The sequence below is a fragment of the Amycolatopsis sp. NPDC005232 genome (assembly GCF_040607795.1).
GTDB lineage: Bacteria > Actinomycetota > Actinomycetes > Mycobacteriales > Pseudonocardiaceae > Amycolatopsis.
Window position 1 is genome coordinate 1 of sequence record NZ_JBEXHL010000069.1, and the last position, 21451, is coordinate 21451.

The 21451-nt window shown below is 70.6% G+C and carries 21 protein-coding genes and 1 pseudogene; 8 read left to right on the plus strand and 14 right to left on the minus strand.

The genetic code is table 11. From position 1 onward, the window contains the following. Positions 1 to 262: 262 nt before the first annotated feature. Positions 263 to 1210, minus strand: a complete 948-nt coding sequence (locus ABZU76_RS50520) for a LysR family transcriptional regulator (protein WP_354885342.1) — start codon at positions 1208 to 1210, stop codon at positions 263 to 265. A gap of 132 nt (positions 1211 to 1342) precedes the next feature. Between ABZU76_RS50520 and ABZU76_RS50525 the strand changes: the two genes are divergently transcribed. Both ABZU76_RS50525 and ABZU76_RS50530 read left to right on the plus strand, forming a co-directional pair. Next, positions 1343 to 2620 (plus strand): MFS transporter, encoded by a 1278-nt coding sequence (locus tag ABZU76_RS50525; protein WP_354885393.1) that lies wholly within the window; start codon positions 1343 to 1345, stop codon positions 2618 to 2620. After that, positions 2617 to 3288: pseudogene (locus ABZU76_RS50530) on the plus strand (transposase). Before ABZU76_RS50525 ends, ABZU76_RS50530 begins: the two are co-directional and overlap by 4 nt. Before the next feature lie 168 nt (positions 3289 to 3456). Here the strand turns inward: ABZU76_RS50530 and ABZU76_RS50535 are convergent. From ABZU76_RS50535 to ABZU76_RS50560, 6 genes are read right to left on the minus strand one after another with little or no spacing between them, the layout of a single operon-like run. After that, entirely contained in the window at positions 3457 to 3795 is a 339-nt protein-coding gene (locus ABZU76_RS50535) for a hypothetical protein (RefSeq protein ID WP_354885345.1), read from the minus strand. 25 nt (positions 3796 to 3820) lie between these two features. Continuing rightward, complete coding sequence (locus ABZU76_RS50540) at positions 3821 to 4516, minus strand: SDR family oxidoreductase (RefSeq protein ID WP_354885348.1); 696 nt, start codon at positions 4514 to 4516, stop codon at positions 3821 to 3823. Further along, positions 4513 to 5277, minus strand: coding sequence for an SDR family oxidoreductase (locus ABZU76_RS50545; RefSeq protein WP_220238784.1), 765 nt, complete (start codon positions 5275 to 5277; stop codon positions 4513 to 4515). Before ABZU76_RS50545 ends, ABZU76_RS50540 begins: the two co-directional genes overlap by 4 nt. Beyond that, positions 5270 to 6649 carry an MFS transporter gene (locus ABZU76_RS50550; RefSeq protein WP_354885351.1) on the minus strand — a complete coding sequence of 460 codons (1380 nt, stop codon included), beginning with the start codon at positions 6647 to 6649 and terminating at the stop codon, positions 5270 to 5272. The genes ABZU76_RS50545 and ABZU76_RS50550 overlap by 8 nt, the downstream gene beginning before the upstream one ends. Beyond that, positions 6646 to 7536 (minus strand): polysaccharide deacetylase, encoded by an 891-nt coding sequence (locus ABZU76_RS50555; RefSeq protein ID WP_220238782.1) that lies wholly within the window; start codon positions 7534 to 7536, stop codon positions 6646 to 6648. Before ABZU76_RS50555 ends, ABZU76_RS50550 begins: the two co-directional genes overlap by 4 nt. A 52-nt stretch (positions 7537 to 7588) precedes the next feature. Continuing rightward, on the minus strand, positions 7589 to 8578 hold the full coding sequence (locus tag ABZU76_RS50560) for an asparaginase (protein WP_354885354.1): 990 nt from the start codon (positions 8576 to 8578) through the stop codon (positions 7589 to 7591). A gap of 151 nt (positions 8579 to 8729) precedes the next feature. Here ABZU76_RS50560 and ABZU76_RS50565 point away from each other — a divergent pair, with 151 nt between their 5' ends. Further along, positions 8730 to 9797: a LacI family DNA-binding transcriptional regulator gene (locus ABZU76_RS50565; RefSeq protein WP_354885357.1), complete on the plus strand. Its 1068-nt coding sequence runs from the start codon at positions 8730 to 8732 to the stop codon at positions 9795 to 9797. A 167-nt stretch (positions 9798 to 9964) separates the two neighbouring features. On the opposite strand, the gene ABZU76_RS50570 is transcribed toward ABZU76_RS50565, so the two are convergent. Then, complete coding sequence (locus ABZU76_RS50570; protein ID WP_354885360.1) at positions 9965 to 10558, minus strand: helix-turn-helix domain-containing protein; 594 nt, start codon at positions 10556 to 10558, stop codon at positions 9965 to 9967. A 153-nt stretch (positions 10559 to 10711) separates the two neighbouring features. Between ABZU76_RS50570 and ABZU76_RS50575 the strand changes: the two genes are divergently transcribed. Further along, on the plus strand, positions 10712 to 11089 hold the full coding sequence (locus ABZU76_RS50575; RefSeq protein ID WP_354885363.1) for a cupin domain-containing protein: 378 nt from the start codon (positions 10712 to 10714) through the stop codon (positions 11087 to 11089). 114 nt (positions 11090 to 11203) lie between these two features. On the opposite strand, the gene ABZU76_RS50580 is transcribed toward ABZU76_RS50575, so the two are convergent. From ABZU76_RS50580 to ABZU76_RS50595, 4 genes are all read right to left on the minus strand, one after another. Next, the gene (locus tag ABZU76_RS50580) at positions 11204 to 11563 is read right to left on the minus strand and encodes a DoxX family protein (protein ID WP_354885366.1); all 360 of its coding nucleotides are present in this window, start codon (positions 11561 to 11563) and stop codon (positions 11204 to 11206) included. A gap of 16 nt (positions 11564 to 11579) precedes the next feature. Next, positions 11580 to 12242, minus strand: a complete 663-nt coding sequence (locus tag ABZU76_RS50585; protein ID WP_354885369.1) for an NAD(P)H-binding protein — start codon at positions 12240 to 12242, stop codon at positions 11580 to 11582. 527 nt (positions 12243 to 12769) lie between these two features. After that, positions 12770 to 14896: a bifunctional polysaccharide deacetylase/glycosyltransferase family 2 protein gene (locus tag ABZU76_RS50590; protein ID WP_354885372.1), complete on the minus strand. Its 2127-nt coding sequence runs from the start codon at positions 14894 to 14896 to the stop codon at positions 12770 to 12772. Further along, entirely contained in the window at positions 14896 to 15372 is a 477-nt protein-coding gene (locus ABZU76_RS50595; RefSeq protein ID WP_354885375.1) for a hypothetical protein, read from the minus strand. Before ABZU76_RS50595 ends, ABZU76_RS50590 begins: the two co-directional genes overlap by 1 nt. A 648-nt stretch (positions 15373 to 16020) precedes the next feature. On the opposite strand from ABZU76_RS50595, the gene ABZU76_RS50600 reads away from it, so the two are divergent. After that, a complete protein-coding gene (locus ABZU76_RS50600) occupies positions 16021 to 16635 on the plus strand; it encodes a TetR/AcrR family transcriptional regulator (RefSeq protein WP_354885378.1) in 615 nt (204 codons plus the stop codon). 13 nt (positions 16636 to 16648) lie between these two features. Here the strand turns inward: ABZU76_RS50600 and ABZU76_RS50605 are convergent, their stop codons facing one another. Then, positions 16649 to 17611, minus strand: coding sequence for a YafY family protein (locus ABZU76_RS50605; protein WP_354885381.1), 963 nt, complete (start codon positions 17609 to 17611; stop codon positions 16649 to 16651). Positions 17612 to 17701: 90 nt separating this feature from the next. On the opposite strand from ABZU76_RS50605, the gene ABZU76_RS50610 reads away from it, so the two are divergent. Beyond that, positions 17702 to 18163 carry a nucleoside deaminase gene (locus tag ABZU76_RS50610; protein WP_220238773.1) on the plus strand — a complete coding sequence of 154 codons (462 nt, stop codon included), beginning with the start codon at positions 17702 to 17704 and terminating at the stop codon, positions 18161 to 18163. A gap of 1 nt (position 18164) precedes the next feature. On the opposite strand, the gene ABZU76_RS50615 is transcribed toward ABZU76_RS50610, so the two are convergent. Next, complete coding sequence (locus tag ABZU76_RS50615; RefSeq protein ID WP_354885384.1) at positions 18165 to 19352, minus strand: diguanylate cyclase; 1188 nt, start codon at positions 19350 to 19352, stop codon at positions 18165 to 18167. A 256-nt stretch (positions 19353 to 19608) separates the two neighbouring features. Here ABZU76_RS50615 and ABZU76_RS50620 point away from each other — a divergent pair, with 256 nt between their 5' ends. Beyond that, complete coding sequence (locus tag ABZU76_RS50620) at positions 19609 to 19836, plus strand: hypothetical protein (RefSeq protein ID WP_354885387.1); 228 nt, start codon at positions 19609 to 19611, stop codon at positions 19834 to 19836. Positions 19837 to 19840: 4 nt separating this feature from the next. Next, complete coding sequence (locus ABZU76_RS50625; RefSeq protein WP_354885390.1) at positions 19841 to 21178, plus strand: histidine-type phosphatase; 1338 nt, start codon at positions 19841 to 19843, stop codon at positions 21176 to 21178. Positions 21179 to 21451: the final 273 nt, after the last annotated feature.

Sequence of the window (21451 nt, forward strand, 5' to 3'; positions counted from 1 at the left end):
ACGAGCTGTGCGCACGGTGATGTCGAACCGTCCATTCGTGCACTGAGTCGAACCGTCGTTCCCGCATGTTTTCGGGATCCATCGGTGAGATCCGAGCCGAAAACATGCCGAGATTGCCGCCGCGATGCCACCGGCCGCGCCGGGCTGCCGACACCACGACACCGAGGACCGTTGTGAGTGGCTCATCACAGATGAGGGTGGACTGGGAACTTTGACACGGCGACGGTGTCGCAGCTGCTCACCAAAGTTGCAGCAGCGCTGACTAGTGGCCGTGGCGCGCCCAGGACGGGCGCCAGCTGTCGCTGTCTTGTCGGCCGGCGAAGTCGGCTTCGAGGAACGCGAGCAGCTCGGCCAGATCGGGCTGCCGGTTGTCGGTACGCCAGATGACCCAAAGCGGGAAGACCGGTGTGGGGTCGAAGATCGGGATGCGTCGAAGGTCGTAGTGCGCGGGCCAGAGATAGCGGGAGCCTTCGCCGACGAGGTTCGCGAGCGTCGCCGACTCGGCGATCTCGGTCATCAGCACCTCGGCCCCGAACGCAGGGCCCAGGACGTCGATGGTGATCCCGAAAGTGGCGCCGAGCTCGGCGTAGTAGGCCGCGACCTCGTCCCCGCTGGGCAGCCCCGGCATCCAGATCGGGTGATCGGCGAGCTGGCGTGGGGTCACAGACGGAGCATCTGCAAGCGGGTGCTTCGGGCCGACCAGCAGCTCGTGGCGGTCCTCGATGACCAGGGCGCTGGAGAGTCCCGTGCCTGAGAGTTGCCTCCTTGGGTCGGTCAGGCCGCGGAAGGTGGCGTCGACGGTGCCGCTCGCGACCGCCGCGAGCGCCGCCTCGAGGTTGAGGTCGGCCAATGCGACGACGTTCAGGTCGAGCGCGCGGCGTTGCTGGTAGAAGGCGTGCAGGAGGGTGGCCGGCGCGGTTCGCCGGTTCCGTACGTCGACTCGGAGCGCTCGGCGTCCGGGCATCACCGAGGCGATGGCGCGGTCCTCAGCCTGGAGCAGCTCGCGGGCGTGCGGCAGGAACGCCTGGCCGTCGACCGTCAGCGTGGCGCCGCGGGGTCCGCGGGCGAAGAGAACCACACCGAGCTCACGCTCGAGGGCACCGATGCGCTTCGAGACGGCCTGCTGGGTGACGCCCAGCTCGTCGGCCGCGCTCTGGAACTGTCCTTCCGAAGAGACCTTGAGGAAGGTCCGCACCGCGTCGAGATCCACACACTCACCGTAGCGGCACAACGGGGAGTTGTGGCGCGCCGCCAGATCGGTTGTTACCTCCCACGTTGCCACTCGGGATTGCATAACCCAAGCAGAACCGACGGTTGTGGACACACCAGATGGAGGAACGACGTGGCACGCAGGAAACTCGGGCGGCAGTTCGGATGGCTGTGGGCCGCGAACGCGGTCAGCGCCTACGGCTCCGGTCTCGGGTTCGGCGCCTTCGGCCTGATCGCCATCAGCGTCCTGCACTCCAGCCCCGCCAGCGTTTCCGCGCTCTCGTCGGCAAGCCTCATCGTCGGTGCCCTCGTCGCTGTCCCGACCGGGCCCTGGATCGAAACCCGACGCAAGCGGCCCGTCATGATCACCATGGACCTGCTGCGCTTCGCCGCGATGGCCACCATTCCGCTGGCCTACTGGCTCGGCCGGCTGACCTACGTGCAGCTGTTGCTCGTCGCAATCGTGGTTGCCGGTGCCAAGATCGGGTTCGCCACCGCCAGCGGCGCATACCTGAAGTCGGTCGTGGCCCGCGACGACCTCCTGGCGGCCAGCAGCCGCTTCGAATCCACCTGGTGGAGTTCGATCGCGATCGGCCCGCCGCTGGGCGGCGCCGCGATCGGGCTGTTCGGCTACACCACCACCGTTGTCGCCGACGGCCTGAGCTACCTGCTCTCAGCGCTCGGCATCACCGCCATCGGCGGCCGCGAGCCGACTCCCATGAAGGATGCGGCGAACAAGGTCACCCTGCGGGATCTGCCGGACAGTTGGCGGTACCTGCTCAGCCACCCGCAGCTGCGTCCGGTATTCCTGAACCGCCTCGCCGTAGGCGGCCTCATCATGGCGCAGGAACCGCTGGTCGCGGTGCTCATGCTGCGTGACCTCCACTTCGCTCCATGGCAGTACGGACTCGCCTTCGCCGTACCGTGCATCGGCGGATTCGTCGGCTCGCGCCTTGCCGGTCCGACAGTCGCCAAGTACGGCGAGCACAAGGTCATGTGGCTCGCGGCCATCGGCGCGGTCCTCTGGCCGATCGGGCTGGCGTTCATTCCCACCGGCATCGCCGGACTGCTGCTGGTCATGGTCATCGAGTTCGGTGTCATCATGCCGATGAGCCTGTTCAACCCGGTGGTCGCGACCTTCCGCCTCAAGCACATCGAGCACGAGCGACTCTCACGGACGCTGTCGGCGTGGCAGATCAGCACCAGCCTCGCTACGGCCTTGCTCACGCTCGCCTGGGGCGTCCTGGCAGCGCTGACGTCGACGAGGATCGCGATCGGGTTGGCCGGCCTTGTGCTGCTTGCCACGCCGCTGCTCCTGCTCCGGGCTGCGACATCGCGCGACAGCGCCCCTGCGCGCACCGTGGCACCTGGCGAGCGCCAAACGAGGCCGCTCATCACTGAGGAGATGTGACCGCCCGCCATACGGCGGCGGGTTTCGCGTGCCCTGACCTGACCACGTTCTGCCGACTCGACGAGCTCGGTCTCCAAGCCATAGGACAGCGTCTCGAGTTAGACCGTGCGGTGATCACGTGCCGGGTCGTCAAGTCCGATCAGTGGTGCCGTCGCTGCGGCGGTGAAGGCGTCCCGCGTGACACTTCAAGACCGCCACTACCGAGGAGCTTCCCGACGCGGTCGCGGTGATGGACCCCTTTCCTGTGATCCGCCTGGCGGCTCACCGACAAGCAGAAGAACCGACTTGCCGCGCTGTTCGCCGACGACGCCCACATCGAGGTCGAGACCACCCGGGGCATCTACCAGCGCATGATCGCCGCCTACCGCGAGCCTGACCGCGCCAAGGGCCGCGAACTGATGGTCAAGCTCATCGAGTCGATCACCAGCGGCGTGCCGCAGGCGCTCACCCAGATCGTCACCCTCAGCCGGACCCTGAAGAGGCGCGCCACCGATGTGCTGGCCTACTTCGACCGGCCAGGAACGAGCAACGGCCCGACGGAGGCGATCAACGGCCGGCTTGAGCACCTGCGCGGCTCCGCGCTCGGGTTCGGCAACCTCACCCACTACATCGCCAGGAGCTTGCTCGAGACCGGCGGCTTCAAGCAGCACCTACACCCTCGACTGTGAAGAGCCTTGTAGGTGCAGAATCGTGAGTCGCGCGATCAGGGGCGCGCCCGCCGACGCATCACGTTTTTCGCGGTGCGGCGCGTGTGCAGCACGCCAGGCAGCGTCAACGGAGCCACGTGCGTGACCTGGCCCGCGGGTGCGCTCAGCAGCGAGGAGTTGAATCACCGATCACGGCAGTGGTGCGGTACCGGAGGCCGTGATGATGGCGCGCAGCAACCGGATCTCGGTGCGGTACCGCGCTTCGAGCTCGGCGGTCGGGGTGATGGCGGTGGCCGGCGCCGCGGCGAACACAGCCGACCAGACTTCGGCCACGGTCGCGCACGGCACCGGCCGCCGCCCGGGGAGGGCGACGGTGAAACCCTCGGGGCGGCCCGTGACCCGGATCCGGTTGCCCGCGGCGGCGCACAGCGCGTCGAGGACCTGGCCGGCGATCAGGTTGCCGCGGGTACTGCGGCCGTCCGGGAACACCGGATCGGCGACGACCGTCCGGCCGCAGGCTCCGCACACCTCGAACCCCTTTCCGCAGGTGATTTCAGGGCATCACGTCGCCGGAGTTCGGCCCCAGCGTCTGCCCCACGAACAGGTTTCCGCCCGGATCGTCGGCCAGCAGCAGCGCCGCCGGGGCGACCTCCTCCGGGGTGCCGAACCGGCCCAGCGGCAGCTCGGCCCGCTTCGCCACCTTCCAGGCCTCGGAAATGCCGTCCACCAACGGGGTTTCGATGGGGCCGGGGGCGATGGCGTTGACCAGTACGTTGTCCGCCGCCACCTCCAGCGCCACCGCTTTGGTGAACCCGATGACCCCGGCCTTGGCCGCGCTGTAGTGGCCGAGGCCGGTGCCGCCCTTGATGCCCAGCTGCGAGGAGATGTTGATGATCCGGCCCCATCGCTGTGCCCGCATCGGCTTGAGCACCTCCCGGCAACACAGGAACACCCCGGTCAGGTCGACCGCGATGGTCTCGTTCCACACCGCCAGGTCCATGTCCTCGACCGGCGACTCGGTGAGCAGACCGGCCGAGTTCACCAGGACGTCGACCACCCCGAACTCGGTGCGCACCGCGGAGAACGCCGAACGCACACTGTCCTCATCGGACACGTCCACGGCGATCACGTCGGCGCCCGCGGTCCGGTCGAGCACGGCGACGCGGTCGCCGTTGGCCCGGAACGCCGTCGCGATGGCCTGGCCGATGCCGCTGGCGCCGCCGGTGACCACGACGGTCCGGGCGGTCACGCGCGCATCCGGACGGTCAGGCCGCCGTCGACGACGATGGCCTGACCGGTCACGTAGCCGGCGGCCGGCGAGGTGAGGAAGCCGATCACGTCGGCCACCTCCTCCGGCCGGCCGACGCGGCCCCACGGAATGTCGCCGCCGGCGCGCGCGAGCCCGTCCGGGCCGAGCGAGTTGACGGGGTCGAGCGACTGCGGCGTCTCGATCAGGCCGGGGATCACCGCGTTGGCCCGGATCTGCCGCGGCCCGAGTTCGACCGCGACGCTGCGCACCAGGCCCAGCACGCCGGCCTTGGCCGCGGCGTAGTGGGCGTGGTCCTCCCAGCCGTAGACACCGCCGGCGATGGAGGACACCGCCACCATCGCGCCGCCCTCGCCCATCCGGGTCGAGCCGGCCCGCAGGGTGCGAAGCACGCCGGTCAGGTCGACGTCGAGCATGTCGTGCCAACGCTCGTCCGACAGGTCGGCCAGTGCGGAGTTGCGCAGGACGCCGGCGTTGGCGACCGCGTAGTCCAGCCGGCCGAACTCGTCCACCGCGCGCTGCGCGAACGCCTCCACCTGCTCGGTGCTGCGCACGTCGACCTCGTGCACCACGGCCTTCCCACCCGCCGCCTCGACCTGCCGGAGCGTCTCGGCCGGGTCGTGCGGGTCGCCGGGGAACGTGCCGATCACCGTGTGCACACCGCGGTGCGCGTAGTGCACGGCCAGGGCACGGCCGATGCCGCTGGCGGCGCCGGTGACGATCGCCGCTTTCGGCTCAGACATCCGCGTGGTCCTCTCGCAGGGCGGCGACGGGCGGTTTGGCGGCGATCATCAGCACACCGGAGACCACGGTGCCGAGCGCGCCGACCCACAGGGCCGCCGCCCCGGTGCCCGAACCCGCCGCGACCGCGGTGAACAGGGCGCCGCCGATGATCGTGCCGGGCTGGCTCATCGCGCCGATGAACGACGTGCCGGTGGCGCGGCAGCTGACCGGGTAGCACTCGGCCATGAAGTACTGGATGGCCGCGTACGGGCCGACCAGGAAGAACAACCCGGCGCCGTAGGTCAGGATGATCACGAACGAGGTGCTCGCGGCCGGGCTGAGCATCAGCGCGAAGCACAGGCCGGAGATGATCCAGCCGATGATGATGGTGCGCTTGCGGCCGATCCGGTCGCCGAGCCAGCCGTGGAACACGTATCCGAAGTAGCCGATCGCGTTGATCACGATCAGCATCCAGAACGCGCTGGACAGCGAAACGTCCTTGGCGTTCTTCAACACCGAGCTGCCCAGCACGCTGAAGATCGCGATGCCGAAGAAGTTCAGGATCCACGCCAGCGACAGCACGATCGTGTTGCGCCGGAACGCCGGTTCCCACAGCCGTTTGAGCGGCGAGGCCGAGGAATGCTCGACGCCGTAGGACGCGGCCAGCGCGTGCGCGTCGGTCACGCGCCCGCCCTTCTCCAGTTCGGTCAGCTTCTGGTGCAGCTCGAACTGCGGCGTCTCGCGCAGCTTGCGCCAGATCACCCACACCACGATCGCCGCCGGGACCGCGGCCATCACGTACAGCGCGCGCCAGCCCAGCGAGTCCAGGAAGACGAACGCGAGCGCGCTGGAGAGCAGGAAGCCCAGCGGCCAGCCACCCTGGATGAACGAGTAGTAGAAACCGGGGCGCTTGCGGCGTTTCTCGTCCTCGGTGACCTGGTAGACCTCGTTCATGTAGGTCGCGTTCACCGCCTGCTCGGAGAACCCGAGCCCGCCGAACGAGCGGATGACGGTGAGGATCACGCCGCTGACCGCGCCGAGCGCGGCCGGGATCAGCGCGGTCAGGGTGGAGATGATCGCGGTGCCGCCGATGGTGGTCATCATGCCGCGGCGGCGGCCGAGCCGGTCGATGATCGGGCCGATCCCGAAGCACACGATCGCGGTGCCCACGGCGATCCACGTGTTGATCTGGTAGGCCTCGGACGCGGTCCAGCCGAACGACTCCTGCATCGCGGGCAGCAGCGTGCCGAACAGGCCGTAGTCGAACACCGCGATGGTCCAGGCGATCAGCGCCAGGACGGTGGCGGTGCGGGTGGATTTCCGGGAGAAGGCGGGGAATCTGCGCTTCTCGTCGACGGCGGGCGCCGTCAGGTCCAGGGGTTCGACGCTCACGATCCGGCTCCCTTACGAGGGTTGCGGGCGAGGAAGGAGTCGGCGATCTGGTCGAAGGTCAGCCAGCTGACGCCATCGTGGGAGTTGATGTGGTCGATGAGCCGCTCCAGCATGAGCAGCACCTGCGGCCGCCCGGACACGTCCGGGTGGATGGTCATGGTGAAGGTGGCCTGGTCCATCTCGCGGTAGACCCAGTCGAACTGGTCCTGCCAGGTCTGGCCGAGCTCGCGCGGGCTGACGAAGCCGTGCGAGTTGGCCGACGCCTTGACGAACATCATCGGCGGCAGGTCGTCGAGGTACCAGTTCGCCGGGATCTCGACCAGGTCCGTCTCCTCGCCGCGGACCAGGGGCTTCATCCAGGTCTCGGCCGGCTGGGCGTAGTCGATCTTGGTCCAGCTGTCGCCGACCCGGACGTAGTACGGCTCGAAGTCGCGGTGCATCAGCGAGTGGTCGTACTTGATGCCGCGTTCGAGCAGGATCTCGTTGGTGACGGGGGAAAACTCCCACCACGGCGCCACGTAGCCGGTGGGCCGGCGGCCGGCGACCTTCTCGATCAGGTCGATCGAGCGGTCCAGGATCGCCGTCTCCTGCTCGCGGGTCATCGCGATCGGGTTCTCGTGCGAGTAGCCGTGCGCACCGATCTCGTGCCCGGCGTCGACGATGGCGCGGGTCAGGTCGGGGAAGGTCTCGATGGAGTGGCCGGGCACGAACCACGTCGTGGTCAGCCCGTACCGCTCGAACAGGCGCAGCAACCGCGGGCCGCCGACCTCGCCGCTGAACATCCCGCGGGAGATGTCGCACGGCGAGTCTTCACCGCCGTAGGAGCCGAGCTGGCCGGCCACGGCATCGACGTCGATGCCGAACGCGACCTGGATGTCCTTCGTCATGAACAAGCCTTTCGTGGAGTGGGGAACAACGGAAGCGGGCCGATCAGCGGAGTCAGGGTTCGCCTCCCCTCCGCGCGAAGGCCGCCGCGATGTCTTCGCGGGACCACCCGAGCCGCAGGAGCAAAGACAGCAGGACGAGCGACTGGGAAGGACGTAGCAGCCCAGTCGGGATCGCGCCGGCGGCCAGCAGGTCCTTGCCGCCGCCGGCGCCGTACACCGGGACGACCGGGCCGGCCTGCACGCGGGTGCTGGTGACCACCACCAGCCCGCGCGCGGTGGCCTCGGCGACGGCCTCGCACAGCACCGGGTTGGCGTTGCCGATCCCGGTGCCCTGCAGCACGATCCCGGCCGCGCCGGCGGCCAGCGACGCGCGCAGGTGCGCCGCGTCGGCGCCCGGGTAGGACGCCACCAGGTCGACGCGGCAGCCGGCGCCGCCCTCCGGCAGCGGCAGCGGCTCGGGCCGGTCGCCGGCCCAGCCGTCGCGGCCGTCATCGGGGTTGCTGAACGCGTGGGCCAGCAGGGTTTCCGACTTGCGCACGCCGCGGGCGGGGAACACCTCGCCGGCGAAGCAGACCAGCACCCCGCGGTCGCGGGTGTCCCCCGCGCCCGCGAGGGTCAGGGCGCGGGCCAGGTTGGCCGGGCCGTCCGGATCGGCCGCGTCGGCAGCGCGCTGCGCGCCGGTGAAGACCACCGGCCGCGGGTCGGCGTGCACGAGGTCGGCCAGGAAAGCCGTCTCCTCCATGGTGTCGGTGCCGTGCGTGACCACGACGCCGACCACCGCGGGGTCAGCCAGCGCTTCACGGATCCGGGCGCAGACCAGCAGCATGTCGTCCACGTCGAGCATGTACGAACCGACCCGCAGCACGTCGACCACGCGCACCGGCAGCGAGTGCGGCCCGCCGGTGCTGCGCAGCAGGTCGTCGGCACCGTCCGAAGCGACGGCGGCGCCGTCCAGCTCCGCACGGCTGCGGGAGGAGATCGTGCCGCCGGTCGCGAGCAGCACGACGTGCTCACCTCGTTCCCTCGTCCGGCCGGTCGTCACGAACGCTCTACCTCCGTCGTTACCTGGTCGTTTCCGAGCCCAATCGTTTGGGTTACGGTGCCCGTGGCGTACCCAAACGATTGGGTACGATGGCTGCGGACTGTACGGTGTGCGTCGAATCGGGGTCAATACCCCGCGGAGAGGTGGGGGCTTGCCCAGGGCGAAGGCTGCGCAGGAAGGCGCTGGCACGGCCGCCGGAGACGGAGCGGCCGTCGAGCACGTGCCGACCTTGAAGGACCTGGCCCAGCAGCTGGGCATCCACCCGTCGACCGTGTCCCGTGTGCTGCACTCCGATCCGGAGTCGGCACGCGGCGCGGCGTCGGACGCCACCGCGCGCCGGATCCGGGAGCTCGCCGCCGAGCTCGGCTACTCCCCCGACCCGCAGGCGTCCGGCCTGCGCACGCGCCGCACGCGGCTGCTCGGCGTGGTCGTGCCACGGCTGTCGGACCTCGTGCTGGCCGTGATGTACGAGGGAGTCGAAGCCGAAGCCGCGACCATCGGTTACTCCTCGTTCGTCACCAACTCCCGCGACGACGTGGACGAGCAGCGCCGCAAGGTCGAGCTGATGCTCGCCCGCCGTGTCGACGGGCTGATCATCGGCGACCGGCACCTGGACGTCGACGTCGTGCTGGCCGACCTGCGCCGCCGGGCCGTGCCGTTCGTGCTCATGAACCGCCACCACCCGGAGATCCCCTCGGCCACCTGCGACGACACTCGCGGCGGCGAACTGGTCGCCGAACACCTGTGGGACAAGGGACACCGGGACGTCTGCGTGATCGCCGGCGAGGCCTACGCGACCACCGGCGTGGACCGCACCGCCGGCTTCGTCCACCGCTGGCGCGAACTCGGCGGCGACATCGCCGCCGACGACATCGTGCTGTCCCGCTTCGACACCCAGGGCGGCCGGGAAGCCGCCGAGCAGATCCTCGCTTCGGGCCGCCGCCCGTCGGCGTTGTTCGCGGTCAACGACTTCGCCGCGATCGGCGCGATGGGCGCGCTGCGCTCCCACGGCCTCACCGTGGGCCGCGACTGCGCGGTCGTCGGGTTCAACGACACCTCGCTGGCCGCCGAGCTGCCGATCCCGCTGTCCTCTGTGCGCTCCCCGATGTTCGAGATCGGCCAGGCCGCCGTGCGGCTCCTGCGCGCCGTCATGCACGGCGAACCCGCCGAGTCCGCCCGCCTCACCCCGACCCTCCAAGTCCGCGAAAGCAGCAGCTGACCACCGCGACGGGCCACAGGCTTGGCAAGAACCGAAATCGGGCGTGGGCGTCGGCGATCCGCCCGCCGAGGTAGGTCGCGTTGGCCAAGATGAGCTGCACGGTGCCGGGATCGTGGTCGGTCGCGTGCGACGCCGCCGATGAACTGGCCGCCGGCTGAGGCGTTTGCTCAGCGCGCGCCGGTCGGTGGGCGCAGCCCGTCGAGCACGATCTCGAGCAAGCGCCGCCAGTCGCCGGCTTCGCTGCGGATGGTCGCCGAGATCGACCCGACGATCATGTACACGTCGGCGACGGTGCAGTCGTCGCGGAGCGTGCCGGCCCCACGGTCGCGCTCGATGAGCTCACCGACGACGGTTTCGAGCTGGACGCGGGTCTCGCCTCGCGGTTCACTGCTCGCCGACTGCCGCGTGCCCTCGATCGACTCGGAGAGTCCGCGGTCGGCGGCCAGCACCTCGCCGACGTGGTGGAGGTAGCCGGCCAGCGCGTGTCCTGGTTCGGCTCGCAGGCACCGGGTGCGGGCGAACTCCTCGATCTCGGCGAAGCGCAGTTCGGCCGCGGCCTCGACGAGGTCGCGCTGGGTGGGGAAATGGCGATACACCGTGCCGACGCCGACTCCGGCAGCGCGAGCTACTTCGGGAAGTTGCACCTCGCTGCCGTGCTCGGCGAGCAGGGTGCGGGCGACCGCAAGAATCCGGGCGCGGTTACGCGCGGCGTCGGCTCGCGGCTTGCGCGGTGGCGAACTTGACAACTGCGTTCTCTCCACGGATACACTCCAGCAATACGGAGTCGGAGTCCGGTTCCGATTCTTGGTAGATGGAGGGTATCACCCATGCCCGACGATCGTTTTTTTCTGCTCGAGCCCGGCGAGGTACGCCCAGGGCGCGTCCCACTGCCTCCGGCCTTCGCGGTGAAAGCCATGACCAGCGATACCGAAGGCCGGTTCTCGCTGCTGGAGGTGGTTCTCGCCCGCGACATCCCGCGGCACACACACCACGTCGCGGACGAGTGCATCTACGTACTGGACGGTGAGCTCGGCGTCGACTTCGACGACCGTGTGTTCACCGCGACGAAAGGCATGTTCGTCCTGCTGCCGCACGGGGTCCCGCACGCGCTGCGCCGCGTGTCGTCGCCACCGCCGCGCGTGCTGCAGATCTCGTCGCCGGGCGGCTGGGAGTGCTACCTGGAGGACCTGTTCGAAGCCGGCCCGGCGGTGCTGACCGACGGGGCGCTGGACCCGCGGAAGATCAACCCCATCGCCGCCGAGTACGACATCCGCTACGAGGAGCCCGCGTAGGCGATGGGCCGCTCCGGCCGCGTGCAGCGACGTGTCTGCCGCGGCCGGGCAGGCCCGGCTCGTCGCGAGGCCGGCCGTCGCCTGACGTCGGACCGGCCGCACGGCGAGCGCGGGTCAAGTGGCCTGCAGGCCCAGCACCAGGGCGGCGACGTTGAGCAGCAGGAAGGCGACGGCAAGCCCGAACTGCGCGGTGTAGTCACGTGCGCGGGTGTGGGTGTAGAGGGCGCAAACGAAGAACAGCACGAGGCCGATCGCGGCCGCCCGGCCCACTTGCGGGACGCCCAGGACCCCTGCCAGCAACCCGACCGCGCCGGCGGTCTTGAGCATGCCGATCGGGAATGTCAGCCACGACTCCGGCACCCCGGCGCGGGTCATGCCCGGCAGGATGGGTCCGAAGTGGAGCAACGCGGCGATGCCGGAGAAACCGTTGCACAGCACGGCGATCAGAGTCACGACGAGGAAAGTGGTGGACATCGGGGACGCTCCAGGGTCAGTACGCGACTGCGATCGAGTGCCCCACGGTCTCGGGCATCCCGAGGCACGCGAGCACGAAGTGGGCGGCATCGGCCCGCGCGATGCGGTAGCCGCGCGGGACGCTCTGCTCGCAGGCTGTCCGGTAATGCCCGGTGGGCGGCCGATTGGTGAGCACCGGCAGCTGCACCGACGTCCAGTCGAGACCGCTGGCGCGCAGGTCGTCCTCCATCCGCGCCACGTCGGCGTAGTGCCCGCCCAGGCGCAGCCGCGCGAGTGGGCTCAGCACGGTCCGCACAAAGACCCCCACGCCGGGGTCGCCCGGCGGGTGCGGCCGTGCGGGTGTCGGCAGCGCGAGCACCCCCGCGACGCTGACGACGACGAGCCGGCGCACGCGCGTCGCCCGCATTGCCGTGACGATGGCGCGCGTGCCGCGCGAGACGATGCCGTACTCGGCCGCCTTGCGCGGTCCCAGCCCGGAAAGCACGGCGTCCGCGCCCGCCACGGCCGCCTCGAGGACTGCCGGGTCGGGGTCGTTCAGGTCCGCGACGACGGTGCGCACAGATGCGCGGAGCGCGCCGGGGTCGCGGACGACGGCGGTGACGTCGTGACCGGCGGCCACGGCTCGGTCGAGCACGTGGCCGCCAGTACCCCCGGTCGCGGCGAAGAGCGTGAGTCTCATGACGGGCATCCTTGAGCCTGAGTTCGCACCATACGATTACCATATCATATGAGTTACGTATTATCCGATGATCCGCGCCAGGCCCATCGCCGGCGGCGTTCGACGTTGGCCGTCAAGGAGTCGCTGCGCGAGCTGCGCACCCAGCTGTCGCTGCTCCACCACCAGGTCGGCGGACAGCGCGCAGCAACTGGATCGTGCGCGGGCGCAACGGGGAGCTGTTCCGGCTCCACGCCGGGATGAACACGACGATGGGCGAGATCCTCGCGGACTACAGCGAGGCCGAACTCGAGCTGCTCGCCGGGTTCCTGCGGCGCACCAGAGCCGCCACGCGACCGACGACCTGTCCCGCAACTGAGCCGGCCTCGAGACGCGTTTGCTCGATCACCAGGCCGCACCCGGGACCGGAGTTCACTGATGGCCGCTTCGACGTGCGCACTGAGACGATCACGGGCGCAGGGGTGGGGCCTCGTGCTGACGAGCCGTGGACGAAACCCCACGGATCCGGACCCACCGCGACGCGGTGCCCGCTACGAGCCGCCGGGCAGGTTCGCAGCGTCGGCGTCGAGGCCGGTGCGCTGAAGCTTCTGCCACGGCAGCTGCGCCCCGGCGAGCGCGGTCACCACGGACTGCACGACGACGAGGTACATCAGCTGCCGGTACACGAACTGCTGAAGGGGAAGCAGCAGCAGCGAACGCAGGCGCTCACCGTCGAGCCGGAAGGCGATCCCCGCGGGTATCGCTTGCAGCGCCAGGAAAACCAGCCAGTACACGCCGACGGCGAGCCCGTCGCTGGTGAGGATCGCGAAGAGCGCGGCGGCGTCCACGAGAGGCGCCAGCACCGGGAGCAGCACCTGGAACAGCAGCAGGTACGGCAGGCCACGCCGGCCCAGGCGGCCGGCAGCACCGCGTTCGAGCACGGCACGGCGGTGCTTCCACACCGCCTGCAGCGTCCCGTAGCACCACCGGTACCGCTGCTTCCACAGCTGCCCGAGCGTCGCCGGCGCCTCGGTCCAGGCCCGCGCCTCCTGCTCGTAGACGACCCGCCAGCCGGCGCGTTCCATGGCCATGGTCAGATCCGTGTCCTCGGCCAGCGTGTCGACGGGAATGCCGCCGAGCCGCAGCACCGCGGACCGGCGGAAGGCCCCGATCGCGCCCGGCACGGTCGGCATGCACTGCAGCACGTCGTAGAGCCGGCGGTCGAGGTTGAACCCGATGACGTACTCGATGTGCTGCCACTGCCCGAGCAGGCCGCGGCGGTTGCCGACCTTCGCGTTGCCGGACACCGCCCCGATCCCGGGGTCGGCGAAGTGCTGGACCAAGGTGCGCACGGTGCCGGGTTCCAGCACCGTGTCTCCGTCGACGAGCACCACGAGGTCCATGCTCGCCGCGGCGATGCCGGCGTTGAGCGCCGCGGCCTTGCCCGCGTTCGCCTGGCGGATCAGCCGGACGCGCCGGCCGACGTACTTCTCGACGAGTTCGGCGGTGCCGTCGGTCGACCCGTCGTCGACGACGATCAGCGCGACGCGGTGGTCGGAGGCGAGGACCGAGCGAATCGTGGCCTCGATCCCGGCCCGCTCGTTGTAGGCGGGGACGATGACGGTCACCGGTGCGGTGACGGCGCCGAGCCTCTTCGACCGGCGCCGCCGGACGTGCATCGCGGTGGTGATCAGCGTGACCAAGGTGCGCAGCCCGGCGAGCACACCGGCGACGATCAGCAGCACGGTCAGCGCACTCGCGACCACGCCGCTGGCCTGCACCGCGCCGATCAGCAGCCAGCCGGCCGCTCGCTGGCCGAAACCGGCGGGAGCCCCGGCCGAGCCGAGACCGACCGCGGCGCTCACCGGACCCAGCCGCCACCCCTTGGCCTGCAGCTCCGGGATCAGCCGGTCGAGCGCGGCAACGGTCTGCGAACGATCACCGCCCGCGTCGTGCATGAGCAGGACGGTTCCCCGATCGCCCTTCGGGGTCGAGTTCGCGACGATCGAGGCGATCCCTGGCCGTTGCCAGTCTTCGGAGTCCGTGTCGGAGAGCACGGCGATCTTGCCGTCGGCGCCGATCCGCTGGATCGACGCCCAGGCCGGGTTGTCGATCGAAGCGGGCGTGGCGGAGTACGGCGGACGGACCAACGCCGGGGACGTCCCGGCCGCACCGGCCACGGCAAGATCGGTGAAGCGCAGCTCGAGCTGCGTCCGCAGGTCACCGGCCGAACGGAGATCGACGTGGGTGGCCGTGTGGTTGCCGATGTCGTGACCGCGAGCCGCGATGTCGCGCACCAGACCCGGGTACTCGGCCGCGTGCCCGCCGGTGACGAAGAACGTGGCCTTGACGTGATAACGGTCGAGAACGGCGAGGACCGCCGGAGTCCAGGTCGGGTCGGGTCCGTCGTCGAAGGTCAGGGCCAGCGTCTTGTCCGGCGGGCGCCGCACGTCCGGCGAGCCGTTTCGGTCATCGATCAGAGAGCCGCCGGTGCGCACCTCGTCGGGCACGCCTGACGAGGTCGTCTGGGGCGCCGTCTCGTCGCTGTGGAACTCCCCCAGAACCACGGCGTGCAGCGCGAGCAGGCCGACGACGGCGGCCAGCACCACGATCAGCAGGAACCAGTGCGCGCGTGGGGCCGGAGCGCCTCTCCGGGGCCGGTGGCGGCCGGTGGCCATCAGGGCCGCGGCTTCTTGCTGTGGTCAGCCTGACCCGGTGGTGTGTCCGGGGCGTGGGTATTGCGGTGGTCAGGACCTGAAACCGTCTCGGCGGGCGGCTTCCCGGTGGTGGCCGAGGGCACCCCGCCGGTGTCGACCGGACCGGCGCCGCCGCGGGCAGAGGTGGAGTCGGCACTGGATTCCGGCACCGGTGGGGCGTCGGTCGTGGTGCTCTGCTCCGGCGGATCAGCGGGCGTGGTCGTGACGTCGGTGTGCCCGGGGCCGAGCTGCGTGATCGGGACGAGCAGCGGCGCCGGAACCGGGGCACCCAGCAACGCGGCGACCAGAACCGCGACGTACCCGATCGTCAGAACCCCTCCGCCGACGGCCACTCGGCGAAAGATCTTCCGCCGCCGCCCCGTCGCGTCCACGAACACCGGCGAATCCGCTGCCGTGTCGACGGCGTCATCGTCCAACAGATCAACCGGTTCGGGCATGCTTCACTCCATCGGCGGGGACGCCCACCTAAACACACCACGATCCGTGATCGAACCACGATCCGCGTTGCGGCAGGCAATCTCACACACCGATCAAGCCGAAACCTTGGTAGGGCGTGACTCCGGCGGCGGAACCGGGCGCCGGTCACTGCCCTGAACCTTCGGTGCCAAGTAGCCCACCGAGCACGCGCGTCGCGCCGTGGATGTCGCCGCCTGTACGGAGATGGGTTTCGTGGACAGAGGCACCGGCGCCCGAGCGCCCTACAACCAAGCCGTCTACGGCAGGATTATCGAACCAAACGAAAATCCAGCAGCAAACGTCCAAGAAGCCTCGCCGTCATCAGAGCCTTCGCCGCGAAGGGCGGTGCCAGCCCGGAATAGACGGTGTCGCCGACCTCTGGCTCCGCTAAACCAACTGACCTGGGTCGAGCGCAACTTCGGCTACGCAGTCGAAGCGGCGTATGCAGGCCACGCCGGCGGTTACCCGCCCGGCACCACTCTCACGTACCCTCTCAGCGGCGATCGAGGAGCTCGCGGCCGCGGTGGGCTCTGACCGGCGAGCTGCATCCGCTCCACAAAGCAAGCGCTTAGACTGGGTGGACGGTTCACGCCCGCCGGGCGCGGCAGCAGATCTGGGAGGATCGCCGGATGACGACTTCGCTCTCGGCCGAGCTGTGGCCCGACGTGCAGCCCGAGACCGCGCGCCGGCTGATGCTGGCCGGGGTGGAGTCCTTCGCGAAGCGCGGGTACCACGCCACGACCACGCGGGACATCGCCAGCGCAGCGGGGATGAGCCCCGCCGCGTTGTACGTGCACTTCCCGTCGAAGGCGGCACTGCTGTTCGAGATCAGCCGCAGCGGCCACGAGCAGACGCTGGCCCTGGTGGAGGACGCCCTGGAGAAGGCCGAGGACCCGGTCGAGCGCATCCGGCTCGTGGTCGAGGACTTCGTGGCCTGGCACGCGCGGCGCCACACCGTGGCGCGGGTGGTGCAGTACGAGCTCAACGCACTGCCGGAGAAGGAGCTCGAGGTCGTCACGGAGCTGCGGCGGCGCATCGAGCGCATCGTGCGCGACGTGATCGCCGCGGGCGCCGAGTCCGGTGCGTTCTCCGTGACCGATTCGCACACGGCGGCGCGCGCGGTGCTGTCGCTGGGTGTCGACGTGGCCCGCTGGTACAGCGAGCGCACGCGCCAGACGCCGGCCGCGCTTGGCAAGGAGTACAGCGAGCTGGTGCTGCGGATGCTCGGCACGCGAACAGCCTGACCCCTCGACCGGCTCAGCTGCGCGCCGCCGCCGAGGCGAAGCGTTCCGCGATGCGCGCCAGCCGGTCGAGCAGCCCGGGCGGCGCGTCTTCCACGACGAAGTCGTAGTCCCACTGCGCGAGGTAGAACGGCGCCGCGGCGAGGTCGGTCGCGCCGGTGCGCAGCCGGCACGTGTGCTCATCCACGGGCTCGACGGTGCCGGCGGTCGGCGGCACGCGGGCCGCGAGCACCTCCGCCGGCACCGACACGAGCAGGGACATCTGGTGTGCGTACGGCGCCGAAGAGATCGCCTGCGACACGTATGCGGCGAGATCTTCCGCGGGCGGTTCGCGCGGCGTGAAGCGGAACCCGGGCGCCGGCACACCTTCGATGCGATCGACGCGGAACGTGCGCCAGCCGTCGCGGCCCAGGTCGTAGGCGACGAGGTACCAGCGACGGCCCGTGTGGACCAGGCGCAGGGGCTCGACGTCGCGTTCGGTGACCTGGCCGGTGTGGTTGGCGTAGGTGAAGCGCACCCGCTCGTGGTCGCGACAGGCCGACGCGATCACGGTGAGCACCTCGGCGTCGACGACCGGTCCCCCGCCACCGAGCTGCAGCATCGCCGAGCCCATGGCGCTCACGCGGTGGCGCAGCCGCGCAGGCAGCACCTGTTCGAGCTTGGCCAGCGCCCGCACCGACGTCTCCTCGATGCCCGACACCGTGCCGTTCGCCGCCGTCCGCAGCCCGACCGCGACGGCCACGGCCTCGTCGTCGTCCAGCAGCAGCGGCGGCAGCGCGGCGCCGGCCCCCAGCCGGTAGCCACCCGCGACCCCCGGCGTCGCGTGCACCGGGTAACCGAGGCCGCGCAGGCGCTCGACGTCGCGGCGGACCGTGCGCACGTCGACGCCGAGCCGACTGGCCAGGTCCGGCCCCGGCCAGTCGCGGCGGGCCTGCAGCAGGGACAACAGGCGCAGCAGCCGCTCCGAGGTTCCGTACATGCGGGCCACTCTGCCAGACCTCGCGGACAGGATCGGTCCTCGATGTCCGTGGACTTGCCTTCCGCGAGCGGGGCCGGTGAAGTGTGGGCCATGCAGATCGATCCGCACGCGTTGCTCGCCGTCGCCCGCGAGGAGGCCGAGCTCGGGAAGGCCGAGGGCGGCGTGCCGATCGGCGCGGCCCTCTTCGACCACTCCGGCAAACTCCTCGGCCGCGGCCACAACCGCCGGGTGCAGGACGGCGACCCGTCGCTGCACGCGGAGACCACGGCGTTCCGCAACGCCGGGCGCCGCCCCCACTACCGCGACACGATCATGGTCACCACGCTCTCGCCGTGCTGGTACTGCAGCGGCCTCGTGCGCCAGTTCGGCATCCCGCGGGTGATCATCGGCGAAGCCAAGACCTTCTCCGGCGGCCACGACTGGCTCGCCGAGCACGGCGTGCGCATCGACGTCCTCGACGACCCCGCGTGCACGGCGCTGATGGAGGAGTTCATCGAGACTCGGCCGCAGCTGTGGTTCGAGGACATCGGCGTCCCGTCCACTTCGGACTGACCTACTGCGCTTCCGAAGCACCGGCACACACGGTCCGGTTGCGACCGCCGGCTTTCGCGCGCCGCACGGCTTTCACCGCGGCGGCGAAGACCGCGTCCGCCGTGGCGCCGTCAGCGGGACGGGAGGCGACGCCGACGGACACGGTCGCCCACGCGAACTGCGGGCTGCCGTAGGGCGCCTTCAACGCGACGGCCGTCGAGGCGACGCGCAAGCGGATGCGTTCGGCGATGGCGAGCGCGTCGAACGGCTTGGTGCCGGGGAGGAACACGGCGAACTCGCCACCACCGGAGCGCCCGACGAGGTCGGCGGAGCGGACTTCGTCGCGCAACGCGTCGGCGATGGCCCGCAGCACGGCATCGCCGACGCGGCGGCCGTGGCGAGCGTTGACGTCGCCGAACCGGTCGAGGTCGAGCACCAGCACGGAGTACGCCGGGGCCGGCTGCACACGGACGGCGTCCCACCAGGCGGACGCCGTGAGGGCGCCGGTGCCCGCGTCCGCCGTCGGCTCGGCGCGCAAGGTGGCGCCGACGCCGCCGCGGTGCAGCACCACGAGCGCCGCGGCGAGCAGTGGCACGACGAGCGGCGAATCCACCACGGCCCAGGCGAGTGCGATACCCAACCCGACCATCGCGACGTCGAACAGCAGCCCCGCCACACCCTGCCGGTAGCCCCGCACAACCCCGGTGAGCGCCGCGTCGACGAGCGTGAACACGACGGCCGCGACCACGAGCAGTCCCATCAGGCGGACGTCGCCCAGCGAGCTCGGCGGGACGGGCACCGTCACGGCGAGGAACCGGTCGGCGAGCAGCACGGCCAGCGCCGTCGCGGCCACCTCGAACACCTGCCGGTACGGCGCGCGCCGCCGCACGCGCAGCCACCGGTGCGCGCCTGAGACCACCGCGAGCACCACGGCGGGCACCGGCGGCAGCACCACCGCGCCGGCGAACACCCACGGCGTGCCGAAACCCGGCCCCAGCAACGTTTCCCCGCGTCCGCGTTCGGCCGAGCGGCTCAGTTCCGCGCTCACCAGCAGCCCCGCGACGAGCACGGCGAACCGCGCGGAACCCGTGAGCGGCAAGGGAACCAGCACCGCCATGGTGATGGTCGCGGCCAGCGCCACCACGTCCACGCACACCACGAACGCCGCCAGCGCGCGGGTGCGCACGCGCCACAACGCCCAGTCCGCCACAGCGACAGGAAACCGGCGCCGGCGACCCCCTCCGGCCGTCGCCGGATCCCCCACCATTTCGGCAAAATAGCCGGTTCACCGCGGTTGCGGCACCTCCTTAAGTGGGCAGGTGCTTCGGAGCCGCGATGCCGCGCGGACGGGTCCCGAACGCGGTGAGAGTGATCACCGGGCCGTGGTGGCCAGCCGTCGGGGTGCTCGGAAACCCGTCCGATCGAAGCCGATCACGGTTTTCGGACCGACGAGAAGAGGAGCTTCCATGAACATCATTCGCCGCATCGTGGCCGCCGGCGCGATCGCCGCGGCCGACACGTTCACCGATCCGAACGTCGCCGCCGGGACCGACGGCAACGGCGCGCCCCACCACCGCGTTTCCCGCTCACCGGAACCCCGGGAATTCACCGGCGCGATACCCGCTGTCCCGAACCGCGTCACGACCGGCGTGTCTACTGAGCCGTCCTTTCACCCAGACCAGACAGCGGGGTAGCTCGATGAGACGTGTTGTGGCCGGAATCGGCGGGGCCGCATTGGCCCTGTCGGGGCTGTTCGCCCTGCCGGCGCAGGCGCACGAGGGGAACGCGAACCAGGACGCGTTCACCACCAAGACCGCCTACGAGCCGCAGGGCAACCTGTACTCCTACGAGCGGCTGCCTTCGTCGTTCCGCCCGGTGTTCACCGAGAACGTCTCGCGCCACGGCGCGCGCACGCTGTCCGACAGCGACGACGGCGACGCCTTGCTGGCGCTGTGGAACACCGCGAAGTCCGAGGGCGCGCTGACCGGCGTCGGCAAGCAGCTCGGCCCGGACGTGCAGGCGCTGCTCGCCGCCAACGCCGGTGACGGCTACGGCCTGCTCACGCAGGAAGGCCGCGACGAGATGCGCACCACCGCGCAGCGCATGGTGCGACGGCTGCCGTCGCTCTTCGCCGACGCGGCAAAGGGAACGACGCCGAAGATCGACGTCGTCGCGTCGAGCCAGCCGCGCACGGTGGACAGCGCCAACGAGTTCGTCGCCGGCCTGAAGGCGGCGAAGCCGGGCTTGGCGACCACGGCCACCCGCACCGACGACGCCCTGTTGTACTTCCACAAGTCGAACGTCGAGTACAACGACTACGTCGACAACGACCCGCGCTTGGCCGCCGCCGAGAAGGCCGCGACGGACCAGCCGCGCACGCACGCCGTGGCGCGTTCGGTGCTGCAGCGCAGCTTTTCGAAGAAGTTCGTGGACGAGATCGCGGCCGGGAAGCACGCCGAGTTCAAGGACGAGGTCGCCGCGGCCGACGCCTTGTACGCGATGGACCAGGTCACCGTGGACCTCGCGGGCGAGGGCCACTGGCACTTCGACCGCTACATCACGCTCGACGAGGCCTCGTGGTTCGGCTACCTCGACGACGTGACTTCGTTCTACGAGAACGGTCCCGCGTTCGCCGGCAGCGACATCACGTACAAGATGGCCGGCGGCCTGCTCGGCGACATGTTCGCCCAGCTCGACGCCAAGCGCGCCGGCACCACCACGCGCGACGCCGAACTGCGCTTCACCCACGCCGAGGAGATCTTCCCCCTCGCGTCGCTGCTCGGCCTGCCCGGCAGCACGATGCAGCAGCCCGAGAGCAAGCTGTTCACCTACGCGAACAACCCGTTCCGCGGCGCGCAGGTGGCGCCGATGGCGGCGAACATCCAGTGGGACCTCTACACCGATGGTCACACCTACCTCGTGCGCATGCTCTACAACGAGAAGCAGACCGCGTTCAAGGCGAGCTGCGCGCCGGTGCACCGCGGCAGCTACTTCTACCGGCTCGACGAGCTCGAGCGTTGCTACGCCCAGTCCTGACCCGTCGCTTCAGCACCACCGAGCGAGCCCGTGGCGACCTCTCGCCACGGGCTCGCCGATTCGCTGGAGCCGACCACAGCGCGAGATCGCGCCGGCTTCCGAATGGGCAGCCCGAGCCACCGGTCCCTGGAGGCGACCACAGCGCGAGATCGCGCCGGCTTCCGGATGGGCAGCCCGAGCCACCGGTCCCTGGAGGCGACCACAGCGCGAGATCGCGCCGGCTTCCGGATTGTGCGGTGCGATCGGCCCCCGGCCGATCCGACCGCACAATCC

Excerpts from the sequence above, each read along its gene's own strand:
- ABZU76_RS50575 (WP_354885363.1), top strand. The coding sequence starts at position 10,712 with ATGACCAGCGATACCGAAGGCCGGTTCTCGCTGCTGGAGGTGGTTCTC.
- ABZU76_RS50620 (WP_354885387.1), top strand. The coding sequence starts at position 19,609 with ATGAACATCATTCGCCGCATCGTGGCCGCCGGCGCGATCGCCGCGGCC.
- ABZU76_RS50580 (WP_354885366.1), bottom strand. The coding sequence starts at position 11,563 with ATGTCCACCACTTTCCTCGTCGTGACTCTGATCGCCGTGCTGTGCAAC.
- ABZU76_RS50605 (WP_354885381.1), bottom strand. The coding sequence starts at position 17,611 with ATGTACGGAACCTCGGAGCGGCTGCTGCGCCTGTTGTCCCTGCTGCAG.
- ABZU76_RS50600 (WP_354885378.1), top strand. The coding sequence starts at position 16,021 with ATGACGACTTCGCTCTCGGCCGAGCTGTGGCCCGACGTGCAGCCCGAG.
- ABZU76_RS50595 (WP_354885375.1), bottom strand. The coding sequence starts at position 15,372 with ATGCCCGAACCGGTTGATCTGTTGGACGATGACGCCGTCGACACGGCA.
- ABZU76_RS50610 (WP_220238773.1), top strand. The coding sequence starts at position 17,702 with ATGCAGATCGATCCGCACGCGTTGCTCGCCGTCGCCCGCGAGGAGGCC.
- ABZU76_RS50545 (WP_220238784.1), bottom strand. The coding sequence starts at position 5,277 with ATGTCTGAGCCGAAAGCGGCGATCGTCACCGGCGCCGCCAGCGGCATC.
- ABZU76_RS50625 (WP_354885390.1), top strand. The coding sequence starts at position 19,841 with ATGAGACGTGTTGTGGCCGGAATCGGCGGGGCCGCATTGGCCCTGTCG.
- ABZU76_RS50555 (WP_220238782.1), bottom strand. The coding sequence starts at position 7,536 with ATGACGAAGGACATCCAGGTCGCGTTCGGCATCGACGTCGATGCCGTG.
- ABZU76_RS50585 (WP_354885369.1), bottom strand. The coding sequence starts at position 12,242 with ATGAGACTCACGCTCTTCGCCGCGACCGGGGGTACTGGCGGCCACGTG.
- ABZU76_RS50590 (WP_354885372.1), bottom strand. The coding sequence starts at position 14,896 with ATGGCCACCGGCCGCCACCGGCCCCGGAGAGGCGCTCCGGCCCCACGC.